General features: G+C 71.5%; 31 protein-coding genes. All 31 read right to left on the bottom strand.

What is annotated here, in order from left to right; translation table 11 throughout:
- Positions 1-8: 8 nt before the first annotated feature.
- Entirely contained in the window at positions 9-929 is a 921-nt protein-coding gene (locus L6E17_RS14385) for a hypothetical protein (RefSeq protein WP_236241171.1), read from the bottom strand.
- An 8-nt stretch (positions 930-937) separates the two neighbouring features.
- Positions 938-2,092, bottom strand: coding sequence for a siphovirus ReqiPepy6 Gp37-like family protein (locus L6E17_RS14380; RefSeq protein ID WP_236241170.1), 1,155 nt, complete (start codon positions 2,090-2,092; stop codon positions 938-940).
- A 12-nt stretch (positions 2,093-2,104) separates the two neighbouring features.
- A complete protein-coding gene (locus tag L6E17_RS14375; RefSeq protein WP_236241169.1) occupies positions 2,105-3,352 on the bottom strand; it encodes a phage tail family protein in 1,248 nt (415 codons plus the stop codon).
- A complete protein-coding gene (locus L6E17_RS14370) occupies positions 3,353-5,047 on the bottom strand; it encodes a hypothetical protein (RefSeq protein WP_236241168.1) in 1,695 nt (564 codons plus the stop codon).
- Positions 5,044-6,228, bottom strand: a complete 1,185-nt coding sequence (locus L6E17_RS14365; protein WP_236241167.1) for a hypothetical protein — start codon at positions 6,226-6,228, stop codon at positions 5,044-5,046. Before L6E17_RS14365 ends, L6E17_RS14370 begins: the two co-directional genes overlap by 4 nt.
- Before the next feature lie 134 nt (positions 6,229-6,362).
- On the bottom strand, positions 6,363-6,809 hold the full coding sequence (locus tag L6E17_RS14360; RefSeq protein WP_236241166.1) for a hypothetical protein: 447 nt from the start codon (positions 6,807-6,809) through the stop codon (positions 6,363-6,365).
- Positions 6,810-6,825: 16 nt separating this feature from the next.
- Positions 6,826-7,332 (bottom strand): hypothetical protein, encoded by a 507-nt coding sequence (locus L6E17_RS14355; protein WP_236241165.1) that lies wholly within the window; start codon positions 7,330-7,332, stop codon positions 6,826-6,828.
- A 9-nt stretch (positions 7,333-7,341) separates the two neighbouring features.
- Positions 7,342-7,821: a hypothetical protein gene (locus tag L6E17_RS14350; protein WP_236241164.1), complete on the bottom strand. Its 480-nt coding sequence runs from the start codon at positions 7,819-7,821 to the stop codon at positions 7,342-7,344.
- The gene (locus L6E17_RS14345; protein WP_236241163.1) at positions 7,821-7,988 is read right to left on the bottom strand and encodes a hypothetical protein; all 168 of its coding nucleotides are present in this window, start codon (positions 7,986-7,988) and stop codon (positions 7,821-7,823) included. The genes L6E17_RS14350 and L6E17_RS14345 overlap by 1 nt, the downstream gene beginning before the upstream one ends.
- Positions 7,989-7,999: 11 nt before the next feature.
- Positions 8,000-8,335, bottom strand: coding sequence for a hypothetical protein (locus tag L6E17_RS14340; protein WP_236241162.1), 336 nt, complete (start codon positions 8,333-8,335; stop codon positions 8,000-8,002).
- Positions 8,336-8,347: 12 nt separating this feature from the next.
- Positions 8,348-8,779, bottom strand: a complete 432-nt coding sequence (locus L6E17_RS14335) for a hypothetical protein (protein ID WP_236241161.1) — start codon at positions 8,777-8,779, stop codon at positions 8,348-8,350.
- 24 nt (positions 8,780-8,803) lie between these two features.
- Complete coding sequence (locus L6E17_RS14330; RefSeq protein ID WP_236241160.1) at positions 8,804-9,622, bottom strand: hypothetical protein; 819 nt, start codon at positions 9,620-9,622, stop codon at positions 8,804-8,806.
- Positions 9,623-9,635: 13 nt separating this feature from the next.
- Positions 9,636-10,049 (bottom strand): hypothetical protein, encoded by a 414-nt coding sequence (locus tag L6E17_RS14325; RefSeq protein WP_236241159.1) that lies wholly within the window; start codon positions 10,047-10,049, stop codon positions 9,636-9,638.
- Positions 10,046-10,309: a hypothetical protein gene (locus L6E17_RS14320; protein WP_236241158.1), complete on the bottom strand. Its 264-nt coding sequence runs from the start codon at positions 10,307-10,309 to the stop codon at positions 10,046-10,048. Before L6E17_RS14320 ends, L6E17_RS14325 begins: the two co-directional genes overlap by 4 nt.
- A gap of 63 nt (positions 10,310-10,372) precedes the next feature.
- Complete coding sequence (locus L6E17_RS14315; RefSeq protein ID WP_236241157.1) at positions 10,373-11,872, bottom strand: phage major capsid protein; 1,500 nt, start codon at positions 11,870-11,872, stop codon at positions 10,373-10,375.
- Positions 11,872-12,828 (bottom strand): HK97 family phage prohead protease, encoded by a 957-nt coding sequence (locus L6E17_RS14310; RefSeq protein ID WP_236241156.1) that lies wholly within the window; start codon positions 12,826-12,828, stop codon positions 11,872-11,874. The genes L6E17_RS14315 and L6E17_RS14310 overlap by 1 nt, the downstream gene beginning before the upstream one ends.
- Positions 12,828-14,177: a phage portal protein gene (locus L6E17_RS14305; RefSeq protein ID WP_236241155.1), complete on the bottom strand. Its 1,350-nt coding sequence runs from the start codon at positions 14,175-14,177 to the stop codon at positions 12,828-12,830. The genes L6E17_RS14310 and L6E17_RS14305 overlap by 1 nt, the downstream gene beginning before the upstream one ends.
- Complete coding sequence (locus L6E17_RS14300) at positions 14,174-14,356, bottom strand: hypothetical protein (RefSeq protein WP_236241154.1); 183 nt, start codon at positions 14,354-14,356, stop codon at positions 14,174-14,176. Before L6E17_RS14300 ends, L6E17_RS14305 begins: the two co-directional genes overlap by 4 nt.
- Positions 14,353-15,873, bottom strand: a complete 1,521-nt coding sequence (locus L6E17_RS14295; RefSeq protein ID WP_236241153.1) for a terminase — start codon at positions 15,871-15,873, stop codon at positions 14,353-14,355. The genes L6E17_RS14300 and L6E17_RS14295 overlap by 4 nt, the downstream gene beginning before the upstream one ends.
- Positions 15,830-16,078 carry a hypothetical protein gene (locus L6E17_RS14290; protein ID WP_236241152.1) on the bottom strand — a complete coding sequence of 83 codons (249 nt, stop codon included), beginning with the start codon at positions 16,076-16,078 and terminating at the stop codon, positions 15,830-15,832. The genes L6E17_RS14295 and L6E17_RS14290 overlap by 44 nt, the downstream gene beginning before the upstream one ends.
- Positions 16,079-16,487: 409 nt before the next feature.
- Entirely contained in the window at positions 16,488-16,931 is a 444-nt protein-coding gene (locus L6E17_RS14285; RefSeq protein ID WP_236241151.1) for a hypothetical protein, read from the bottom strand.
- Positions 16,932-16,954: 23 nt separating this feature from the next.
- On the bottom strand, positions 16,955-17,104 hold the full coding sequence (locus L6E17_RS14280; RefSeq protein ID WP_236241150.1) for a hypothetical protein: 150 nt from the start codon (positions 17,102-17,104) through the stop codon (positions 16,955-16,957).
- Positions 17,105-17,106: 2 nt separating this feature from the next.
- The gene (locus L6E17_RS14275) at positions 17,107-17,394 is read right to left on the bottom strand and encodes an HNH endonuclease (RefSeq protein WP_236241149.1); all 288 of its coding nucleotides are present in this window, start codon (positions 17,392-17,394) and stop codon (positions 17,107-17,109) included.
- Between the two features lie 15 nt (positions 17,395-17,409).
- Positions 17,410-17,706 carry a hypothetical protein gene (locus L6E17_RS14270; protein WP_236241148.1) on the bottom strand — a complete coding sequence of 99 codons (297 nt, stop codon included), beginning with the start codon at positions 17,704-17,706 and terminating at the stop codon, positions 17,410-17,412.
- Between the two features lie 277 nt (positions 17,707-17,983).
- The gene (locus tag L6E17_RS14265) at positions 17,984-18,379 is read right to left on the bottom strand and encodes a hypothetical protein (protein WP_236241147.1); all 396 of its coding nucleotides are present in this window, start codon (positions 18,377-18,379) and stop codon (positions 17,984-17,986) included.
- A 76-nt stretch (positions 18,380-18,455) separates the two neighbouring features.
- Complete coding sequence (locus L6E17_RS30520; protein ID WP_268985169.1) at positions 18,456-18,578, bottom strand: hypothetical protein; 123 nt, start codon at positions 18,576-18,578, stop codon at positions 18,456-18,458.
- 5 nt (positions 18,579-18,583) lie between these two features.
- Positions 18,584-18,706, bottom strand: a complete 123-nt coding sequence (locus tag L6E17_RS30515) for a hypothetical protein (protein WP_268985168.1) — start codon at positions 18,704-18,706, stop codon at positions 18,584-18,586.
- Between the two features lie 13 nt (positions 18,707-18,719).
- The gene (locus tag L6E17_RS14260; RefSeq protein ID WP_236241146.1) at positions 18,720-19,373 is read right to left on the bottom strand and encodes a hypothetical protein; all 654 of its coding nucleotides are present in this window, start codon (positions 19,371-19,373) and stop codon (positions 18,720-18,722) included.
- Positions 19,370-19,876 carry a hypothetical protein gene (locus L6E17_RS14255; protein ID WP_236241145.1) on the bottom strand — a complete coding sequence of 169 codons (507 nt, stop codon included), beginning with the start codon at positions 19,874-19,876 and terminating at the stop codon, positions 19,370-19,372. Before L6E17_RS14255 ends, L6E17_RS14260 begins: the two co-directional genes overlap by 4 nt.
- Before the next feature lie 8 nt (positions 19,877-19,884).
- The gene (locus L6E17_RS14250) at positions 19,885-20,052 is read right to left on the bottom strand and encodes a hypothetical protein (protein WP_236241144.1); all 168 of its coding nucleotides are present in this window, start codon (positions 20,050-20,052) and stop codon (positions 19,885-19,887) included.
- A complete protein-coding gene (locus L6E17_RS14245) occupies positions 20,052-20,993 on the bottom strand; it encodes a protein transporter Sec31 (protein WP_236241143.1) in 942 nt (313 codons plus the stop codon). The genes L6E17_RS14250 and L6E17_RS14245 overlap by 1 nt, the downstream gene beginning before the upstream one ends.
- Between the last annotated feature and the right edge of the window lie 6 nt (positions 20,994-20,999).

Below are 20,999 nucleotides of genomic sequence, written 5' to 3'. Positions count from 1 at the left end.
GTCACCTCTCAGTACCGCAGGTAGGTCATGGTCAGGCTCAACGTGATGTCCGGACTGACATCCGCGGACAGGTAGTGCACCCACATGCCGCCGTCGGTCAGCACCTCCACCCGGCCCGAGGCGCCGTTGGAGAACTGGCACGCGTAGTAGTGGTTCCTGGCCACCGGCCGGAGCGTCGCGGGCACCTGAGCCAGCAGCGACGCCGCATCGTCCCGCCGCAGGTAGGCGTTCTTCCGGATCTTCGAGATGCGCAGCGTCACCGTGTTGCCGATCCGCCGGCCCACCGCGCTGCCCTGGTCCTGCCACGACGAGTAGCCCGCCCCCAGCGCGACCTCGCCCGTGTCCTCGTAGGTCAGCACCCACGACGCGCCCGTCCACCCGTACCAGCGGCCCGTGTCCGTCTCGTAGATCTGGTCCCCGCGCCGCGGGTGCGGCGGCCGAGTCGACGACGTGCACGGCCGCGACCGGCCGCCGACGTACTGCTCATCCCGGGCCACCGTCACCGACGCCGCAGCATCCGGCACCGTGACCTGCGCGAGGGGGATCTCGTACTCGCCCGACGAGCCCGTGTCCTGCGTCAGCGCCGGAGCCCCGGACCCAGGCGTGCCCTGCACCACGACCGCGCGCACGTCCCACGTCGCCCGGTCCAGCTGCAGCACCACCCGGTCCACCCGCGTCGACCCGCTGCTGTTGGAGGCGATGGCGAGGGTGTCATCGACCGCCCCCGAGTACCAGGCGTGGCCGCGAACCGACGCGTACACCCCCGAGCGCACTACCACCTGCAGGCCGACCCCGGCCGACACGACCGCAGTGTCCGCCGGTGACCCGTCCACCCCGTCGTCCGAGAAGCGGGCGGCGATCTGCTCGTACTCGCTGTCGGTGACGTTCCTGCTGTTGTGATTCGGGGACGGCCAGGAGTCCTGAGCCATGCTGCTACCTACCTCGCTTCCAGGCGGCCGAGCCTGCGGCCCAGCTCGCGTACCAGCCGCACCATCTGCGGGTCGGATGTGGCCTCCGGCGACCCCACCAGCGATGTCACGTACTCGCCCGTCTCGGGCGTGGCCTGCAGCCGGATCGACCGCACGATGTCCGCTACCTCCAGCCCGGTCGGCAGGACCACTGTCACCTGGTCCCCGAGCCCGTAGTCCCGGCCCGCCCGCAGGTCCGCCGTGTCGACGGTCTCCGTCGACAGCTCCACGGGCTGGGCTCCCTCGGCGAGCGCCTCCGTCCCGTCCTGGCTGAGCTCCCCGTTGGTGTCGTCGTCGGCGGTGCCGTTGACGAGCTGCTCAACGCGCCACCACGTGGAGGCAGCCGTGCTGTCCGCGACTTCCACGTAGGTGCGGGGGGTGGCCTGCTCGGAGCCCGTGACCAGGGCGTGTGTGACCGTCGGCGCGGACTGCTTGTAGGTGAGGGCGCGCAGGTTGCCCAGGCCCTCGCTGAACCGGGCGGTCGCCGTCAGGTCCTGCGGCGCGTACACCTCGAACTCGATCTGGCTGCTGGTCTGCCGGGTGCGGAACCCGAGGTTGCCGCCGTCGATGGCCACCCGCCGGCAGGCGGCGAGGAGTCCCTCGAACCGGGTGGTGACGCTGGTGGTCGTGCCCACCCCTGCCGCGGTCGCGAGCGCGAAGTTCGGGATCTGCCGGGCCGCCGCCGCAGCCGGCCCGCAGTTCTCGCTGATCAGGGTGCGGATGATGGTCTCGGCGTTGGTGCTGGTGATCTGCCGGGCGGTGTCCGGCTGCGCGGACCAGGCCGCCGCCGGGTCTGGCCACGTTAGGTAGCCGGCCACCCGGGCGAGGTCGTCGCTGAGATAGACGGTGACCGTACCGGGCGGCCGCTCGCCCCCGCTGCCGACTCCCCATGAGTACTGCTGCGGGACCTCGACCGGGCCTGCCATCCACACGGCGCCGTCGCGGATGACGACCAGCCGCCGCCCGGGCTGCAGCTGCTCCATGACGTACGGGTGAGCGACAAGCTGGATGCTGCCGGACCCGGGCTCGTTGAAACGCTGCGTCACGTCCAGGCTGGTCCAGTCGTCGAGGGGGTCGCCCTGAACGGTGAGGTCCTCATCGGTGACCAGGATCTGTATCGCCACCAGGGCCTCCCCTCATGCGGTCTCGTAGCGGGGGTTGAACGCGAGGTCCACGGCCGAGCCGGCCCCGGCGCCGTCGAGCTGGAACACCACGTCGTTGTCGCCGGGGTCCAGCGGCCACAACGTCGCCGCCGGCCAGTTCAGGGCGCCCACCCAGTTCGCGGTGCCGCCCTCGGTGACGGTGGTGACGGTGACAGTGCCGCCGGTCAGACCGGTCGGAGTGACAGTCACCTCCGGCACGTCCACGCCGAGATACTGCCCAGCGAACGACAGGCTCACAGCCGCGGGCAGGGGCCCGCCGCTCACCGTCACGTCCCCCGCCTCCACGTTGGGCAGGGCCTCCAGCGCGGCCTGCACGGTCGCGGCGTCCGCGTCGTAGGCGATGCTGCCCGTCGTCTCCCCATCGAAGGTGATCGTGATGCTGCCCGCGGACGCGGCGCCCAGGTCGACCGTCTGCACCTCCGCCGTGAGCTTCCGAACCCGCGGCGGGTCAGTGGTCACGACGACCTGCTCCGTCGCCAGCAGCGACCCCGACACCAGCGACGGGTCCAGCACGAACTCGTCGCCCGTGTCGCTGCGGGTGAACGTGATCAGCGACGCCGGTCCGGTGATCGTCCACTCCGGCCACACCAAGATGTCGCCCGGGTTTTTCACCGTCGTCGCGCCGAGGACCTGCGAGGACGACACCGACGGGTACGGCTGCAGGTAGTCCTCACCACTGCCGGACTCGCGGTGCACGCGGACCGTCCGGGCGTCCACCCAGTACGGATCCTCACACCACAGCGTGACCACGGCCGAGTCCCACGTGATGCCCGTGGCCGTCTGCCCACGCCCGTCCCACCCGCTCTGGTAGTAGCAGGCGATCGTGCGCCGGCTCCCGTCCGGACGCGCCACCTCCAGCGTGCCCGGCACGCGCACCCCGCCCGTCGCCTGCAGCGTCCGCGTGAACGCCCTGCCCAGGGCCCGCCAGTTCACCGTGAACTCGCTATGGGTGGCACCCTTCACCAGCACCGGCCACACAATCGTCCGCGGCTCCGCCTGCACATGCCGCAGCCGCGCCCCGCCGCGGGGATGCGGGTCAGAGGTGAGCGAGTACGGCGCCGCCCCCAGCCCACTGACCCCCTCGGCGAGCGTGTACCAGTCAGCCGTCAGATCGGTCATCGGCCACCGGGTCCCGGCCGGGTCGATGTACGTGATGCTCGCGTACCCGATCTCCGGGACCTCGATGGGTGGCGGCGTGTCCTGTGCTGTGATCAGGGGCATCTATCGGGGCCTCCCCACGCGCTGCCGCGCCTCCTCCTGCCGCTGCAGCAGCCGCAGGTCCTCCACGTTGATCACCGACTGGCGCGGGTACACGTTGTATGTGACCTGCGGCCGCTCACCGGCGTCCGCCCGGGAGACCATCGGCGCCGCGGCACGCCCCGCTTTCGCCGCGGCGCGCCCCACCTTCAGCAGCCGCGAGTTGACCGCGTCGAGGAACGGGACGCCGTACTCCTTGACCGCCGCCGCGTTCACGACGTACTCGGTGTCCGAGACACGAGCACGAGCACCTGATCCGAAGAGGGCGAGGACGCTGTCGCTCGTGGCGCTGCCGGGCCCGCGCACAAGTCCTCCGTCCGGGAACGCCTGGACCTCTCCGCCGGAGGCGTAGCCGCGGATCCGGCCGCCGTGCGCGTACTCGAAGATCCGACCCGCGCCGGTCTTGGACACCGCAGCCCGCGCCTGCTGGGACCCGGTGATGTACATGTGCGCGTTGATGTAGACGGTCTTGTCACGCAACGTGCCCAGGTACGCCTTGGCCCTGTCGATCTTTCGTTCCAGGTCCGCGATTTCCGCGCGCACCTGTGCCTTGCGGGAGTCTGGCACCCGCTTCAGTTTCGCCTTCGCACTGTCGAGCTTCTTCTGCAGGTCCTCCATGTCACCGCGCAGCTTCGCGGTTTTGTCGGGAGTCTTGAGGATCTGGTCGGCCAGCGCCCGGGCCTGCTTCTCGTTGAGGCCCATCTGTATGGCGTTCGCGATGAGCTGCTGGCGGCCGCGCTCGTAGATGCCGCTGACCTCGCTCCACGAGGCGCCCGACTCGCGGGCGGCCGCCGTGGCGGAGTCGGTCTTCGCCGCGAGATCGGTGAGGGCCGTTGCCGCTGCCCGCTGCTTCTCCGTGTTCAGCGTCAGCGTCCCGCCGTGCATGTCGAGCACGCCGGCATTTTCCTCGGCCGCCTTGGACGCCGCGTCGATCGCTGCCTCGAACCCGATCATCCCGTTGAGGCCCTGCCGGTTGACCTCGTTGAGAGCCTGGATCGACTGCCGCAGCCCGTCCGTGCTCTTCTTCTGCGCGTCGAGCTTGGCCTGCACCTCCTGCGCCTGCTGCCCGAACAGGCCCATCGACTGCGCGGCCAGGCGCTGCTCCGCGTCCGCCGCGGCCACCGCTGCCTGGTACTGCGGGAACAGAGCCGCGAGTTCCTCGGTCGAGTGGCCGGCCTTCACCGCTGCGTCCCGGATCAGGTTGAAGTTGCGGGCGGCCTCCTCGCCGTGCCCGGCGCTGACCATCCCCGCGAGAGCCTCGTCCAGGCCCTTGAAGTCGGCTGACAGCGACTGCAGGGAGTCCTCGCCCCGGGTGAGGTCCTGCCACAGGTCGTTGACGCTGCGTCGCAGGTCGTCGAGGACACCGATGCCGCTGTTGCCGAACGACTCGACGTACTCCTCCTGGTCGCGGGCGGCCTCGCCCACCTTCTGGATCTTGCTGATGAGGCCGTCCAGGTCACCGAAGCTCTTGCGCAGCTCGCCGGTGAACTTGCCGGTGGCGGCCAGGTTCTCCAGGGACGTGGTGAGCCGGTCGACATCGGGCGACGCTGTACGGCTGCGGGAGGAAAGCTCCGACAGGGCGATCACCAGCAGACCGATCCCGGTCCCGGCCAGGGCCAGCTTCGCTCCGCGGGACAGGCTGCCGATCGCCGCCGTCACCGCGCCGATCCGGCCGGGGCCCCGGCCGCCGCCGCGGACATCGCGCCGATCTGCACGCCCAGCGCGGCCACCGCCGCCTGCGCCGCCGCTCCACCGGCCGCGGCCAGCCGCACGGCCTTGATGGCGATGGCGAGCTGCAGCAGGGTAGAGATCGCCTCGGGCGGGACCGCCGACACAATGCTCGACAGGGCGTTGACGACTTCCAGCATGCCGACGCCTACGCCAGAGCCCGCCTCCAGGACGTTCAGCAGCGCATCGCCGACGTTCTGCAGGGTGTCCCAGACCAGCGGCCCGTTCGCGCGGGCGTAGTCCATGAACCGCTGGAACCCGCTGTCGTCGATCTCGCCCGCTTCCAGCTTGGCGAAGAACAGGGCGAGGCTGTCGACGGCGCCGCGCAGCGTCCGCTCGGAGAACGCGGTGAACTGGTCGGTGAGCCGGTCGAACCCGGGCGTGCTGATGGCGCCGCCGACCATGGTGATGAGCCGGTCAAACTGCGTCGAGGCGCCCTTGACCAGACCGGTGGTCTTCGGCAGCAGGGCGTTGGTGACGGCGATGCCCTTGGTGAACGGGCCCATCACGTCACCGGCCAGGGAGTCCGACCACTCTTGGTAGTTGTCCTTCAGCAGGCCGACCGCGACCGCGGCCTCACGCGTCGCGGGCGGCATCTTGGCGAGCTGCCGCTGGTACTCCTGCTCCGCCTTGACGGCCTCCTGCGATGCGGCGCCGGACGCCTCGACAGCGTCCTCGTACTTCTCCTGCGCGTCAGCCGCATCGCTGATGGCGCCGATCTGCGGGCCCAGTGCGAGAGCGTAGACACCGGCCGCCACTGCGACCGCGCCGAGCTGCGCCGCGAGCGTGGCCGCCGTGCCCGCCAGGCCGGCCGCCGCCGGGATCGCCGCTGGGGCGAGGGAGATGAAGTTGGCGCGGAGCGCGTCGCCCAGCTTGCTGGAGGACTCCGACAGCGCGTCGAGGCTGCCGCGGACCTGCGTGGCGCCATCCCCGAGGCGGCGCTGCGCCTCCTCGGCGGACAGGTAGCGGCCCTGCAGGTCCCGCAGCGACCCGTCTGCTTCCGCGGCGATCCCGGCCATCCGCAGCCGCAGGCGGTCGGCGCTGTCGGCGGTGCCGTCCAGCACCCGGGACAGCTCGTCGCGACCGGCGAGGGTGAAGGTGAGCCGGGCCACGGGCACCCCCTATCTCGTTGTGACGTGCTGGTGGATCCAGGCGACCGCGGACTCAAGGTCGGCGGCGGACAGGTGGCGGATCTCCCAGGGGCGGATGTGCAGGTAGTGCGCGAGCAGCCACCGGTACTCCTGGATCAGGCCCCGGAGCCCTTGCGGGCCCGCGCCAGGTGGCCTTTTCCCACGGCGTCGAGCGCCGCGTCCACGTCCTCCCGCCGGTCGGCGAGCTTCCGCAGGTGCGGGGTGACTGCGTCGATCGCCGAGTCCTCCCCCTTGGCGAGGGCCTCGGTGAGGATGTTGGTGAGGACCTCGTCGATCTCGGCCCGCTCGATACGGGCCGTCAGCCGCCGGCGCCAGCCGGGCACGTCGAACGTGGCGAACGCCAGGTCCGGCTGGCCCCTTCGGCGCGCGGCCCACAGCACGGCCCGCATGGCGGTGGGGTCCTGGGCGCGCAGCCGGTCCTCGATGACCCGCCACGGCACGTCGCCCATGGCCTCCTCGATGGCGGCCGACTCGATCGCCGACAGGTCGTCGGTCGACACCCGCTCTACGGTGCCGTCGTCCTGCGTGTACGAAATGATCATCCCTGTGTCCTGTCCGTTACAGCAGGTCCCGGCGGACATCGCCCCGGACCCGCTCCACCTCGGCCCGCATCCGCGGCATACCGGCCTGCACCGTCTTCGACCACCAGCCAGTAGGCCGGGCCCACTGCGTCACCCACCTGCGGCGGTTGCCGAACACCGGGTGCCGCACGCGGCCCTCCTCGATGACGTACGGCATGTTCCGCAGGTCCGTCGGGAGCCGGGACCGGTCCAGCCACACCCGGGCGCCTGGCGCCGCCCCCGAGCGGACGCTGATCCGTACGGCGCCCGCGATCGTGGCTCGCAGCGGCCGGGTCGTCGGCGACGAGCCCCCGCGCACCCTCCGGCCGGGGCCCGGCAGCTGCACGCTGCGGATCGACTGCTGGAGGTCGCGGTGCAGCGGCTCCGCTGCCCGGCGGATACGTCGGGCGAGGTTCTGCCGCAGCCGCGGCCCCCCAGCCCGCCGCAGCCGCCGTGACACGTCCACCAGCTGACCCGTGCCCAGGATCTGTACCGACCGCGGCATCGCGCCCCCTCAGGCCGGGATGGTGACGTTCTCGGCCGGCTCGCTCGTGATCGCGAACTGGGCCATGATCTGCGCTGCCGTGTCCAGTTCGCGGACCTTGGCCTGCGAGGTCACCGTCACCGGGAACACGTCCATCGTCTGAGTGGCCACGTCGCCTTCGTCCATCCACACGATGAACCCCGTAGCCTCCCGCGTCAGCAGGGTGCGCACGTCGTCGCCGTCCCGCGACGCCCAGAACGTCAGCGAGCTGTCCGCGGCGGTGATCTCGCCGCCCACGACCGGCGTGAACCGGCTGCCGAGGGCCGGCGTGGGGACCGTAGCCGAGGTGGTCTGCCAGCCGGCCATCGCGCCGGTCTCGCCCTCCAGCGCCGTGCCCGCGTCGAGCTCGGCGCGGGTCGGCGCGCTCTTCGACGCGATGCTCGGCACCCACAGCACCTTCGTGATGCCGCGGCGGTAGTAGCGGGTGGAGGCGTTGATCGGCGTAGCCATCAGCCCTCATCTCCTGTCTGGGTCTGCCGACGGCGCCGAGCCGTAGGCGTCGTGGTCGTATCGGTCGTGTCGCCTGTCACGGCGCGCCAGCCCGCCGCCCGGTAGTGCGGCACGGACACCTCGTCCACCTCGATCTGCTGCTCCTGCGGCAGGCCAGGGTGGGTCATCCTCACGCGGGTCACGACAGGGGCACCCGCACCACGGCCACCGTGACGCTGGTGACCGCGTCGTAGGTGATCGAGGCGCGCCCGGTCGACGGGTCCCGGTAGCGGTTCGTGACGGGGATCGCGACCTGAGCGCCCGCCGCCACCGCGACCGCCCGGTCCCCGATGGCGAGGTCACCGTCGACCACGCCGGGCGTCTCCAGCGTCACCGTGTGCGGGCTGGCGTCGTCGTTGCGGACCAGCAGCAGCACACCGGCCCCCGTCTGGCAGTCGTCCCCGCCACCCGCCGCCGCAGTGAAGGAGACGGCCGTACCGTCGATCGGCACGACCGTCGTCGTGAGAGCAGCCATCTGGAATCCCTCCTAGGTGAAGGCGCGGCCGGCCACCGTCAGCAGCAGCACCGCCTGCACGCCCTGATCTGTCTGGTCCTGCGTCAGCTGAGACGCTTCGATCGCCGCCTCCAGCGACTCCAGCCCGAGGCGTGGATCGGCGCGCAGCCACTCCTCCACGCGGGCCCCGATCTCGTACACGCGGGTTCGTGCGGCCCGCACGTCGGTGTCGCCCCGGGACGCGATCGCCGCCACGGTGATCTGGAACTGTTCCTCGCGGCCGGTGCCGAGCCCGGCCCAGCCGCCTACCGTCTGCGCGGCCTGGAAGTCACCGGACGGGTCGCCGTCGAACCCCACGATCAGCCAGTCCGACGCGCTCGTCTCGGTCACCTCCGGGCCGTCCGACACCACCACACCGGACAGCTCCGAATCTGCCTGCCCCAGTGCCACCAGAGCATCGATCACGTCCGGCACCCTGGACCCCGCCATCTACGCCACCCCCGGCGGCAGCCGGTCCGGCTCCAGCAGCTGCAGCGCCCGGTTCGGCACCGCGTAGCCGAGGCCCGGGATCGGCTCGGTCACGCTGTAGTCCTCCCCACCCCCGGCGAGCCCGCCGCGCCGCCCGGCACGCTGCGTGCGCCACAGGTGCTCCAGGATGATCCGAGCCGCGCCGGTGATGTTCTCCCCGATGACGGTCCGCCCGGCGGTGTAGGTGAACCGCAGCCGCCCCGTGAGGCGGCCGCCGTCCAGCCGGTACACCTCCCCCGTCGCGGTGTCCACACCGAGGTCGCCGGGGTCGTAGCCGCTGCCCGCCGTGAGTACCGGGTCGACGGCCGTCAGCTCCAGCACGGGGGTGCGCCGCAGCACCACCGTCGGAACGCTGCGCAGCGTGTGCTGCTCCACCACCGTGCGGACCACGACCGGCCCGACGTAGTACTCCACCACGCGGGTGGCAACCGTGTTCCAGTAGCGGACCTCATCGTCGTCCCGCGTGCCGGTGAGGTTCAGATGGGCCCGGGCGTCGGCCAGCGAGATGACCGCCGGAGGGGCCTCGGGACGTACGTCCAGCACGTCGGTGTACGCCGCCGCAGGCCCGGTCCACACCCAGCGCACCGTGTGCCGGCCCGCAGCCGTCGTGACGTGCTCGGCCTCGTAGACCCCTGTCGATGTCTCCGACACCGTCGGCGTGGCGGTCGTTCCGTCGGGAAGGGTGACGGTCACCACGGCCGTCGCCGCGGTGGTGAGGGTGCCGTCCGGGTCCCGGCACTCCGCGGTCAGGCGCACCGTGGCGCCGAGGTCGTAGGGCACCGCTCACCCCCTGCTACGCGCGTGCCGGAGGCATCCGGCGCGGCCAGCCCAGCAGCACCGACACCCCGTACACGCCGCCCGTCGCCGGAGACCCGGACACGGTCACCACAGCCCGCAGGTACCGCTGGTGCCCGGTGTAACCGATCTCGTGGACCTGCTCGTCGTTCGATGTGGTCAGCGCGGGCTCGGAGCCCTGCAGGTACTCGTCCGCGACCGCAGTCCAGTCCGACCCGTTCGGTGAGTCCTGCACCTCCACGGTGTGCGTGCCGTCCGTGACCGTGCCCGCGTGGACGATGACCATCGCCGAGCGGAACCCGCCCTCGTCGACCATCCGGTCCACGGTGGCGCCGGTCGTGTTCGTGGTGCGCGCGGCGGCCGGCAGGATCGTCGACTGCGCCAGCGCCACGTTGTACAGGCTGTGCCTCACGACTCGTCGCCGCCCTTCTTTGTCACCCGCCGTGCCGGCTTCGCCAGCGAGCGACGCTCACCCGGCTCGGCTGTCGCCCGCTCCACGAGAGGGGCACGGCGAGCGGCCTTGTCGGTCACGTACGTCTCGACGTCCTCGAAATTCGCCTCGCGGCCCTTGACCACGGGGTCGCTCTCGTCGACCAGCTGCCCCGCAGGGATGACCCGGGGCGCGCCGTTCACCATGACCGCGAACGACGCCTTGCACCGCTTGATAGCCACAGCTCAACTCCTCTCCGCACGTCGGGGCCCGGCGCGACCGGGCCCCGACGGCGCTCGTCACTGCTACGCAGTGGTGGCCACGTTGAGCATGCGGAACGCCCCGTCGTTGACGCTGTCGGCGCCCACGCGGTAGTACGCGTACCAGCCACGCTGCCCGGTCGGACGCTGGTTCGCGCCGACCAGGTGCGGGATGAACTCGACGGTCATGCCCACCCGGTCGGCGATCACGTAGTTGCTGAAGTCGCCGTAGACCATGAGGTAGTTGTTCGCCGTCGCCGCGGCGTCGAACGACCCGTCCATGTCCTCGGCCTCCAGGGCCGGGCGGCCCAGGAGCTCCGGCGGCACGTCGGCGCCGATGCGCTCCCACATCTGCGCGCCGCCGCCCGTGTCGAACTGCCGCACCAGGTTGTAGATCGACCGGTTGGCCAGCCACGAGGCCATGGCCCGGTACCGGGCCGGCAGCGCGTTGTCCAGCTTGTAGATGTCCGCGGCGGCGAACGTCTCGGCGGTGGTCGGGGCCACCTCCGAGGCGCCGCCCGCGAGGGCGGTGACGATGCCGGTCGGCTGCCCGGACCCGGTGCCGGTGGTGAACGCCGCGGCCTCGAGGGTGTCCCGGCCGAACGCGAGCAGCCTGGCCACCTCCTGGGTGACGTTGGCCTCGTCCTCCAGCGCCTCGATCGAGATCGGCACGAACCCGGCCGCCTTGTGAACGGGCACGGTCGGCTGCGCGAACGTGGTGGTGTCGTCGGACACCTGCGTACCCTCCGCGTCCCACGACCACGACACGGCGCCGGAGGAGACACCGTTCCACACGTCGCCGGTCGCGACGACCTGCCGGGCGACCTGCCGGATCTGGTTGCGGGACCCGTTGGCGGTGATGATGACCGTCGGGTCGAGCTGGAACGGCACGAGGTAGCCGCCCGCCGAGTCGGTGAGCGACATGGCCCGCTCCAGGGCCCGCTGCTCCTCGGGGCTGATCATGTGCCCCTTGCCCGCCGCGACCTTGGACCAGGCCCGCAGGTACTCCGGGGAGCTGGTGGCCAGACACAGGCGGGCGATGCGGGCGTCACCGTCGTCCCACCGCTCGATGATGCTGGTCGCCGCGGAGCGGACGCGGTCGTTGGCGCCGCCCATCTTCTCGATGGCCGACAGGGCGCGGGCGCGGAGCTCCTGGGAGACCTGCCCCTTGGACTGGCCGAACGTCCGCATCTCGCCGAGGTCCCACGGGTTGCGGAACCGGCGGTCCTCCACGCTGTCGGGGTTGAGGATCGGGTCCAGGTCGTAGGAGTCCCGGGAGTTCACCGGGGTTCCGCGCTCTACCGCGAGGGCGGCCGGGCCGCGCTCCGTGGCCTGGGTGGCGGCGCGGACCCGCTCCAGGGTGCTGCGGCGCTCCAGCTGGCGGCGGTGGTCGTCGACCTCGGCGAACTCGCGGGTGAGCTCGTCGAAGGTCTGCTCGTCCTCCGCCGTCAGGTCGTCGCGCTTCTCCAGGTCCTCGAGCTGGGCACGGATGTCGCGCAGCCGGATCACCGCCTGGCCGTGGGACATGTCGAGCTTCTTGGGCATCAGCCCTTCTCCTTCGTGTCGATGGACGCCAGTACGCCGTCCATCAGCTGGCCGATCTCGGCGAGCTGGGACCGCATGCGTGCTGTGCGGGGGGAGGGCGACGGGTGCCCATCGGCGGGCGGCGCGTCGGTCGTGCTCTGGGCTGGCGGGTGCTCGCTGCGGAGCGGCGCGCCATCGGGGGAAGTCTCGGGGGCCGGGTGCTCAGCAGGGAGCGGCGCGGCCGAGTCGGTGTCTCGCTGGAAGAGGAGCGCGGCCGCGACTTCGCGGCGCAACTCCGGGTCGTCGGGGACCTGCGCGACGGCGGCGTCCCGGGCGAGGGACTGCCGGATCGAGCGGGCCATGTCGCCGCTGCGGACCAGCTCGCTCGCCATTCCGCGGGCACGGACGGACACGCTGGTGCCGGCGTAGGCCGGGAACACGACGGGGCCGAGCTCGCGCATGCGGACCTCGACCAGCTCCCGCCGCAGCGGGCCGCGGTCACCGGGCATCCACAGCAGGTCGAGCACCTCGTCCGGCGTGACGAGCTTGCCGTTCGTGTCACGCCACTCCTCGCGCACAACCTCGAACCTGAACGACATGCCGTTCACGGAGCCCTCGGCGATCGCGTCCCGCACGGGCTGCATCAGCCAGTTGTCCGTGATCCGGGCCTCCACCCAGAGGCCCTGCTCGTCCTCGCGCAGGTCGGTGATCTGCCCGATCGGCAGCGACCCGATCAGCGGGTGCCGGCCGTGGTCGAACTGCATCACGGGGGTGGTCTCGCGGATCGTCTTGCGGAACGCGCCCTTGCGGATCGTCTCGACGAAGTGCCCTTCCCACGAGTCGATCTCGGTGTCCTGCCCGAACACCGCGGCGTACCCGCTGAGCGACCGGCCGTCGCCCGGCTCGTCGTCGGACCGCTGAAACTGGAACGGCGCGGACCTCTCCAGGTCGCGCGCCGTGGGGTGCAGGGTGCCCATCAGGTCCCCTCCTCAGGTGGTGTGGGCGTCGTAGGCGGCCCGTCACCGCCCGGTGGCTGGAGCTGCACGGAGAACAGACCGGTGTGCACCAGGAGCCCCCAGTCCTCCGCCAGCACCGCGGCCGTCGCGGACTCCGGCGTGTAACCGGCGTCTGTGAGCTGCCGGATCGTGGTCGCCTGCATCCGCTGGATCTCGGCCGCGTCCTTACGGTCCTCCCGCAGGAACGGAACGTCCCGCGCGTCGTACCAGAGCCGCACCGCGCCAGAGCCGCCCGGCGGCGCCACCAGCCGCTGAAGCGACCCGGCGGCGTTCTGCCACAAGGGGTGGATCGTGCCGTCCGCGAACCGCCGCCGTGCCTGCCCGTAGTTCGAGTACGTCGCGGCCTTCAGGCCCTCCGAGAGGCCCACGATGACGGGCGGCACTCCGGCCGCCGCCGCGATACGGGTCTCGCCCGCGCCTTGCACCGTGCTGAAGTCCAGCTGCTGGAAGTCCTTGCCGACCACGGTGACATCGGCGCCACCGCCCAGGTACATCGTCTTGTACGCGTTCTCCACGCCCTTGTGCGTCGAGTCCATCTTGGCGACGAACTTCTCGAACGCCTCCGGGCTCACCTCTCGCGCCAGCCGCACGACCATGTTCGGGGTGGCCGCGTTCTCCATGAAACGCTTCTTGTGCGCCGCCATGAGGTTGTCGTTCGTGGACTCCCGCAGCACCGGCGTCAGCCACGACATCCCGCGGTACGTCGCCAGCGGGTCCGGTCGCGGCGCGAAGTGCATCACCTCGTCCGGCAGCAGCGGCACCGGCTCCTCGCCGGGCTCCTGGTACAGGTAGCCGAGCCTCCGCCACCCCAGCGCCCCACCGAGCCGCACTCGGCGCTCCAGCACGATCGATGTCCAGTCCGGCCGCAGCCGCACCAGCTCATCCCCGTCCCGAACCCAGTAGGAGTTGCCCGCCAGGTCGGCGTCCTGGATGACCCGGGCCAGGAGGTCCTGCGTGGTCCCGCCCACCCACGGCTGCTCCAGCAGCCGCAGGTCCGTCGTCCCGAACATCTCCGACGGGCGGCCGTTGTTGAGGCGCTGCCAGATGAACCGGGTGGACGCGAACACGTCCTGCCGGGCGACCATGCACGCCCAGATCACCGGGTTCGTCGCGAACAGCGTGGCGTAGCCGGGGAAGTCGCTCGGCGTCTTCTCCGCCACCTGGCCCGGCTGCGACTGCGTCACGCCGAGCGTCGACCACGACCCGTACCCCAGCGCCTGCTGCAGCGCGTACGCGTAGTCCTCCAGGCTGCTGATCGAACGGGCACTATGTGAGGGGCGCCCGCGCACGGCCCGCCACAGACTCGTCACGGGCGCCCCTCCTTCCCGCCGCCCTCAGCAGGGCTCACATCGACCACGAACAGGCACCACGCCGCCAGGGACACCCCCGCGGCCATCAGCCCGTACGCGGCCCCAGCGGCGAGCGCCACGCCCACCGCCGCAATCAACGCGCCGAGGAGGACCCCGGCCCGCGCGCGAGCGGCTGTCACCGAAACGCGACCCACGGCTCCACCTCCTCCTCCGGCTCTTCCACCTCGGCTGTCAGGCCCCAGCGGGCCAGCGTCACCCCGACCAGCGGGGAGATGTCGACCCCGACCCCGCGCCGGGCCCACGCCCACGCCTCACCGAGGTCCCGCTTCCGGGCGCCTGCGAGCGCGGTCGCCAGCGGCGCCTGGTCGAGGTGGACGAGGTCACCGGACGTGACCGCGTCGAAGAACGACCCGCACGCCTGCGCGTACTGCCGCACCTTCGGCGAGACGACCGTGATACCGAGCTCCCGTTCCAGGTCCGGGATCAGCGACCCCGCGGGGCCGCCCGCGTCCACCACCCAGCACCGAGGGTTCCAGCGTTCATGCAGGTCAGCGGCCCGCCGAATGATCCAGTCGGCGCCGGGCCGGTTGTCGACGACCTCCACGTGCACCACTGGCCCGTTCGCGCTGGCCACGCAGATCGAGGCGTGCGACCGCTCCGGCGTCATGTCGATGGCGAACGCCACCGGGTCCGCCGCCTGGCTGTCGCTGTCCGTGAGGGCCCGCCACGCGTCCTCACCGATCACCGACCACGTGTCCGCCGAGTCCGACGGGTACTCACCGACCCCCAGCCGCTCCCGGGCGAAGATGTGCTCGCCCATCGTCAGCCGCTCCCGCTCCGTGTGCTCAAGGCTGAGCCGGTAGCCGAGCGCCGGGTTCGCGCGCGCCACCGACACCGCAGAGCGCGGGTCGTCGTGCTCGGTGCAGCCCTGTGGGCACTCCGTCACGTGCGGGTTGATCGACCACTCCAGGTAGGCCAGGGACGGGTCCGGCACGCCTGTCTCCAGGGCCTCCAGCGCCCGGGCCCGCAGACGCCCGAGCTGCATCGACGGCGGCCCGATGCCCGCGGACCCGAGGTACCAGACCTGCGGGTTCTTCACGGCGGCCATGGTGGGCATCAGGGCGCCCATTGCGTCGTCGCCGAGGACCATCGCCTCGTCGAGGATGTTGCAGTTCCCCGTGAACCCGCGGCCGGAGCCGCCGGAGCGGGCCAGGAACCGCAGTCGGGCGCCGTTGAGGAGTTCGATGGCCTCCTCGCCGGTCGTGCGCCGCACGGCCCGCACACGCTTTCGCAGCGAGTCCGTGTTGGCGATGAGCCGCTCGACCCTGAGGAACGCTTCCTTGGCGGTCTTGAACTCGTGCGCGGAGTGCAGGATCAGCCGTTCGCCGAGGAGGAACAGGCCGGCCAGCTCGCGGGCCTCGATGATGCCGCCCTTGCCGTTCTGACGGGGCACGTTCACGCAGGTCTCGAACGCTGCCCACGAGCCGTCATCCCGTTCACCGAGGCCGACGTGGAGGACGAACTGCTGCCAGTTGTCCAGGATGAGACCGGCCTCGGCCGCCAGCTCCACGGCCTCCTGGCCCGAGGACGAGGTGAACGGCGGAAACGTGCACACCCGGGGGCGTTGGGCGCCGCGGGCGTCGGGGATCTGGTCAGGCTCCGCGCCGCTGCGCACGGCGAGCTGCGAGGTCGTCAACTGCGTCCCCCTCCTCGCCGACGGGCGCGTGTGCGCGGATGGTCTTCATCAGGGCGTTGAGCTCGCGGGCGACCACGGCCCGGGAGGTGGGTGCGTCGGTGTCGTCGAACGACTCGGCGAGCGCGAGGGCCAGGGCGGCCAGTCCGGGGGTGGTGGTGTGGGCGCCGAGCTGGTCGAGCTCAGCGCGGATCTCGCTGGAGATCACGACACCCCCTCACGTTCCGTGACAGCAGAAAGGTGACTCAACGTGACAACGGGAGGGGTGACGCTCCGTAATCACGCTAGAGCCACGACCTCGCGGAATGATCTTTGAAATCGATCACGCAAAAATCTGGGCGAGAAGGGCTTTTGGGTCGCCCGTGCCTTCGGGATCCTCGATGTTCATGGGCCCCCCGCCCTTGCCTCCGACCTGGGCGATCGAGCCGTCGTTTGCGTGACGATTTCGCATCGCGTGACGGAGTTAGCGGTGCTGGTCGTGGTGGTGGTTGCCAACGGTCACTGCTGCTGCGTGGTTCCTCACGCTGGGTGCGTATCTACGCAGGGTGGTGGGCCATGGCGGGGTCACCGTCCGCGAGTACGGGGTGTGCACGCTGCGTACGCATCACGGGCTGTGGTCACCACGAGCGTGACGCTTGGCGTGTCACCGTGTGTGAGTCGCGCTTGGCCTGCTGGTTGTACCAGCGGGTGGCGACGGCCGTCATGCCGTCGTGCCGCATGTCTCTGACGCGCTGCATGACGATGTCGCGTCCGGGGTCGACGGTGACGATGCGGGCGTCGAGTCGTCGGTAGCGGGCGATGGCCTTGGCGGACGGCATGGTGTGGATGAGGTACACGTCGACGGCGCCGCGGTGCTTGACGGCCTCGTCGATCGCGGCGAACCGCGCCCGGTGCGCGACCTTGAGCAGGGTCTCGTCGTGCTGCCAGCTGGGGGCGCCGGGGCCGGCGAGTGCGAGGGCAATGCGGTCGAGGTCGATGACGATGTCGGTCGGCCGGGCGCGGGCGGCGATCCACGAGGACTTGCCTGCGGCCGGGGGGCCGGTGACGACGTAGAGCGCCATGCGAGGTCACCTTCCGAGGGGCCTCAGGCCCGCTCGCGTTCCATCAGAAGGTTGGCCACGGTCAGCCAGGAGCAGGCGAGTTCGTCCAGGCGTTCCATCAGGGCCAGGTTCGTCTCGGCCTCTGCGGCCTGGAGGACCCGGACGGCGTTGCTGATCGCCTCGTCCGCTGTCATGGTCACCACCTCCGTGATGCGCGTTCCTGGGGTCGTGCTGTCGTGCGGTTGCCGCGCTGGCTGTTGCACCGTCGGTGCGCTGAGCGGGCGTTGGCGGGGTCGAGGAGGTCGCCGCCACGGGAGAGTGGGGTGGCGTGGTCGAGGGTGAACGCCCAGGGGGAGCGCTGCCCTTCGGCTCCGGTGAGGGTGTAGTCGATGTCTCGGCCGCACCACCAGCAGGGGAGGGCGAGGGCGCGCTGCTGCTCGCAGAGGCGGCGGTAGGGGCGCCCGTTGCGCGGGTTGCCGGCCACGGGCGCTCCCCCTCCTCATTGACCGATGATCTCGTCCTTGTGTGCTGTGAGGACCTGGCCGACGGCCTTGACGTACTCGTCTTCGGAGAGGTGGGAGCACTCGGGGTCGTGCTTGGCGTCCTTGGGGGTGCCGGCCTTGTAGTCGTACTCCAGCAGGTCGACGCAGTCCTGGAAGGTGTAGGACGCGGGCGTGGAGGTTGTGATGCTCGGGCTGGCTGCGGCGGCAGGCTGCTCGGGCTCGCTGGCGCTGCTGCATCCGGTGAGTGTGGCGAGCAGCAGCGCGATGGCGGTGGTGGTGGTGCGGGTGCGCATGGTGTCCCCCCGAGGGCGGTGCGGGTGTTGGGGGTCATGGTGCCGGGTGGGGTGTGCGCGTGTCCGGGAAACAGCGAAGCCCCGCGCGGTGGCGGGGCTTGGGTGTTGTGTCCGGGCATGCCGAACGCGCCCTCATGATGACACGAGTGGTGGGGTGGTGTGCAAGTCCCGCCCGTGCCGGGCGCTGTTCCGGCCGGGGCGGGTCCGGGTGCCGCGTGCAGCCAGCAGCGCGGATGGGACACGTCTACGGTACGGCGGAGGTCTGACAGCAGGGCGGTCAGCTGTGGGCCAACGGACCCTCATACCGTGGTGCCTCCGTGAGACCCGCCTCAGCCAGCGCGAGGCGGAGAACCTCGGTCATGGGTACGTCGACCTTCTCCGGGGTCAGCAGGCCTTCAACGCTGGTGTCTCGCCAGTAGTTGGTGACGTCGACTCCGTGCAGGGTGTCGATCCGGATGGGGTTGTGGCAGGTCTCAATGTCAACAGCGGTCACGGGCTGCTCGATCACCGGCAGCAGGTGCTCGCGGACCAGGGCCGCCAGGGGGTAGTCCAGACGGGTGTAGTCGATGCCATGGGTGTCGCACCAGTTCAGCCATGCCTCAGGCTCGTCGCCGTCGTTGAACCCCCACTTTGACAGCAGGCTGGAGCTGAAGAGGGTCACGTGCTCGTCCATGGGGTCATCCTCTCGCGGGCGGCCCCGCCGTGTCGGGGGGTTGCACGGCGGGGCCCGGGGTCAGTGTGGCAGGCGGTCAGTCGCACTGGCAGTAGTCGGCGTGCTGCATGCATTCGTCGCAGCGCCAGCAGTCGCAGCCGCATGCGTGGTGCTCGCCGCAGTGGCACTGGCACATGCCTTCTCCGCATCGTTCGTTCATGGTGGTCATCCCTTCTTGGGTGTGCCCGGGGTGGGCGCGGTGGTGTTCTTCTGGGTCTGTCGAGCGTTCTGGCTGGCTTCGTTGCGGCGGCGGAGTTCGTCGAGGGACATGGTCCTCTGGAACGGCACGGCTGGGTCTCCTTCAGGCGGTGGTGGTGTGGTGGCGGGTGGTGTCGGCGGGGTCGCGGATGATGTGGCCGGAGGCGCCGATGCGCTCTACACGGATCCCCTCTCGGGGGTCCGCCTGCGGGGTGTTGTTGGCGTTGGTGTTGGCTCCTGACCTGCAACAACAACCGTCCGCGTGGGTGCTGTCGCTGGTGGGGGGAGCGGGCGGGATGTCGTCCCGATGAACGCCGGGCCCGCTGCCGTGGACGGTGCGCACACCCGCCCGGGTGGGGATGCCGGCGGCGTCGAGGAGGGCCTTGATGGTCTTGGTGTCGGGGGCGCCGAGGTAGTCGCGGAGTCGGGTGAGGAGGACGCCGCTGCCGCCTTCCTGGGCGAGGTTGCGGAGCGCGGCGGCGATGTCCGGGGCGGGCGGGTCGGCGGGCTCCTCGGGGGCCTGCGGGGAGTCGTCGGCGGCCTGGCGGCGGCGGTCGTGCCAGGCGTGGGCGCGCTGCCAGCCGACGGTGAGCATGGCCCCGACGACGACGTACGCGGTTTCGGGGGCGGTGCGGACGATCCACGCGGCTGTCCCGATGCCGAGGGTGCCGATGACGCATCCTCCGGCGATCCGCGCCCCGAGGGCGGGTTCCGGTGAGGTCTCCGGGGTGGCGGAAGTCGGGTCGACGGTGGTCATCCGATGGCCCCGTACAGCGCTCCCCCGGCCCAGTTCACGGCCTCGGCGAGAGGGACGGCGGCGGTCCCGGCGATGCCGGCGGAGCTGCCAAGGCAGAATCCGCACCAGGCGCCCGCCTTGATGGCGGGGCCGCGGCTGGACTTCTTCGCGGCGACGATGACGACGGCGGTGAGGATCGCCATGAGGGCGATGCCGGTCTGGGTGAGGGGCTGGTAGGCGACGCGGCCGGCGGGGCCGGTGGTGCCGCCGACGCCCCAGACCAGTGCGGCGTCGCCGAGCCAGTTGCTGATCCAGACGGCGGTGTCGGCGATCCAGCCGATGAGGCCGCCTAGGCTGAGGATGGCGAGGGCGCCGTAGGCCCAGGCGGCGAGGAAGGGGAGGAGTCGGGAGGTGTGGCCGAGGGGGTCGCTCTTGAGGGGCTTGAGGCCGGGCCACCAGCTGATGAGTGCGATGGCGAGGATGGCGAGTCCGATGGTGACGCCGCCGAGGGTGACGATGGTCATGGGATGCCTCAGGTGAGGAGGGCCGCGGCGAGTGCGGCGATCGTGAGCAGGGCGGCGAGGGTGCGCACGGCGGGGAGGACGTAGGCGCCGCGGGCGGTCGCGGGGGCGAGCGCGATGAGCGCGGCGCCGGCGGTGAGGGCGAGCGTCCCGTATGCCAGGACGGTGAGGACGGCCATCAGTTGTACCCCCCGCCGCCGCGGCCGACGGTGTCCGGGCCCGGCTCGGGAAGCGTCGGCTGCCGCGGCGGCGTCCGCTTCGGCTTCTTCGCTCGGGACATCACGGTGCGGACGTAGCCGACGTCCACGGTGTGGCCGTGACGCGCGAGGTGGTCCGCGATGTCGCGCGGTGCTGCGCCGGGGGGCAGCGATGATGCGGCGGCGAGGATCAGCTCGCTTTTGTTCGTCCCGGCGGGCGGCGCCCACACGGCGCTGACCTGCGGGATATCAGGCGTATCAGCGGGCGCATCATGCGGCGCATCGGCGTCCGCATCAGGTGATGCGCCCGTGTGGCGCCCGGCCGTGAGGGCGGCGGTCTCCTCGATCCCGGCGAGTTCGCGGCGGACGAGGCCGAGTGCGCGGCGGGCCTGGAGCTCGGCGCGCTGCTGGTCGACCCACTGCTGATCGCGGGTGCCGAGCGGGAGCGCGGTGTGCTGGAGGCGCAGGGTCCACAGGGCTTTGGCGATGAGGGACACCGCGGCGCCGACGAGACCTACGGCCCACTGGTCGTCGATGACGTGCTCGGAGGCGATGGCGGCCATGGCGAGGAGGAGGGCGATGTGTCCGGCGCGGCGGGGCGGGGCGGCGCGCTTGGGGTCGTAGCGGGCGAGCCATTCCAGGGCTATGCAGGCGATCCATGCGGCGTCGAAAGTGGCGGCGGCGGCGTAGGCGGGGAGTTCGTCGACGCGGCGGTCGAGGAGGCTGCCGATGGAGGCGGTCGACCAGACGATCGCTGCGGTGAGCATGAGGACGAGGAGGGTGTCGACGCCGCGGCGGATGGTGGTGTCCCAGTCGCGGGGCGGGGCGGGGACGGTGATGTCGACGGGGTCGTTGACGAGGGTGGTGCGGCCGTCGATGGTGTGGGGCACCCAGCGGTCGCGGCGTTCGGTGCGGAGGCGCATGGTGCT

The organism is Streptomyces sp. CC228A, assembly GCF_021390935.1.
In the GTDB taxonomy this organism is placed as follows: Bacteria; Actinomycetota; Actinomycetes; order Streptomycetales; family Streptomycetaceae; genus Streptomyces.
This window is presented reverse-complemented; position numbering and strand designations above follow the sequence as displayed.

Excerpts from the sequence above, each read along its gene's own strand:
- L6E17_RS14385 (WP_236241171.1), bottom strand. The coding sequence starts at position 929 with ATGGCTCAGGACTCCTGGCCGTCCCCGAATCACAACAGCAGGAACGTC.
- L6E17_RS14375 (WP_236241169.1), bottom strand. The coding sequence starts at position 3,352 with ATGCCCCTGATCACAGCACAGGACACGCCGCCACCCATCGAGGTCCCG.
- L6E17_RS14360 (WP_236241166.1), bottom strand. The coding sequence starts at position 6,809 with ATGATCATTTCGTACACGCAGGACGACGGCACCGTAGAGCGGGTGTCG.
- L6E17_RS14355 (WP_236241165.1), bottom strand. The coding sequence starts at position 7,332 with ATGCCGCGGTCGGTACAGATCCTGGGCACGGGTCAGCTGGTGGACGTG.
- L6E17_RS14350 (WP_236241164.1), bottom strand. The coding sequence starts at position 7,821 with ATGGCTACGCCGATCAACGCCTCCACCCGCTACTACCGCCGCGGCATC.
- L6E17_RS14345 (WP_236241163.1), bottom strand. The coding sequence starts at position 7,988 with ATGACCCACCCTGGCCTGCCGCAGGAGCAGCAGATCGAGGTGGACGAG.
- L6E17_RS14340 (WP_236241162.1), bottom strand. The coding sequence starts at position 8,335 with ATGGCTGCTCTCACGACGACGGTCGTGCCGATCGACGGTACGGCCGTC.
- L6E17_RS14315 (WP_236241157.1), bottom strand. The coding sequence starts at position 11,872 with ATGCCCAAGAAGCTCGACATGTCCCACGGCCAGGCGGTGATCCGGCTG.
- L6E17_RS14310 (WP_236241156.1), bottom strand. The coding sequence starts at position 12,828 with ATGGGCACCCTGCACCCCACGGCGCGCGACCTGGAGAGGTCCGCGCCG.
- L6E17_RS14285 (WP_236241151.1), bottom strand. The coding sequence starts at position 16,931 with ATGGCGCTCTACGTCGTCACCGGCCCCCCGGCCGCAGGCAAGTCCTCG.
- L6E17_RS14280 (WP_236241150.1), bottom strand. The coding sequence starts at position 17,104 with ATGACAGCGGACGAGGCGATCAGCAACGCCGTCCGGGTCCTCCAGGCC.
- L6E17_RS14270 (WP_236241148.1), bottom strand. The coding sequence starts at position 17,706 with ATGCGCACCCGCACCACCACCACCGCCATCGCGCTGCTGCTCGCCACA.
- L6E17_RS14265 (WP_236241147.1), bottom strand. The coding sequence starts at position 18,379 with ATGGACGAGCACGTGACCCTCTTCAGCTCCAGCCTGCTGTCAAAGTGG.
- L6E17_RS30520 (WP_268985169.1), bottom strand. The coding sequence starts at position 18,578 with ATGAACGAACGATGCGGAGAAGGCATGTGCCAGTGCCACTGCGGCGAG.
- L6E17_RS14260 (WP_236241146.1), bottom strand. The coding sequence starts at position 19,373 with ATGACCACCGTCGACCCGACTTCCGCCACCCCGGAGACCTCACCGGAA.
- L6E17_RS14255 (WP_236241145.1), bottom strand. The coding sequence starts at position 19,876 with ATGACCATCGTCACCCTCGGCGGCGTCACCATCGGACTCGCCATCCTC.
- L6E17_RS14250 (WP_236241144.1), bottom strand. The coding sequence starts at position 20,052 with ATGGCCGTCCTCACCGTCCTGGCATACGGGACGCTCGCCCTCACCGCC.
- L6E17_RS14245 (WP_236241143.1), bottom strand. The coding sequence starts at position 20,993 with ATGCGCCTCCGCACCGAACGCCGCGACCGCTGGGTGCCCCACACCATC.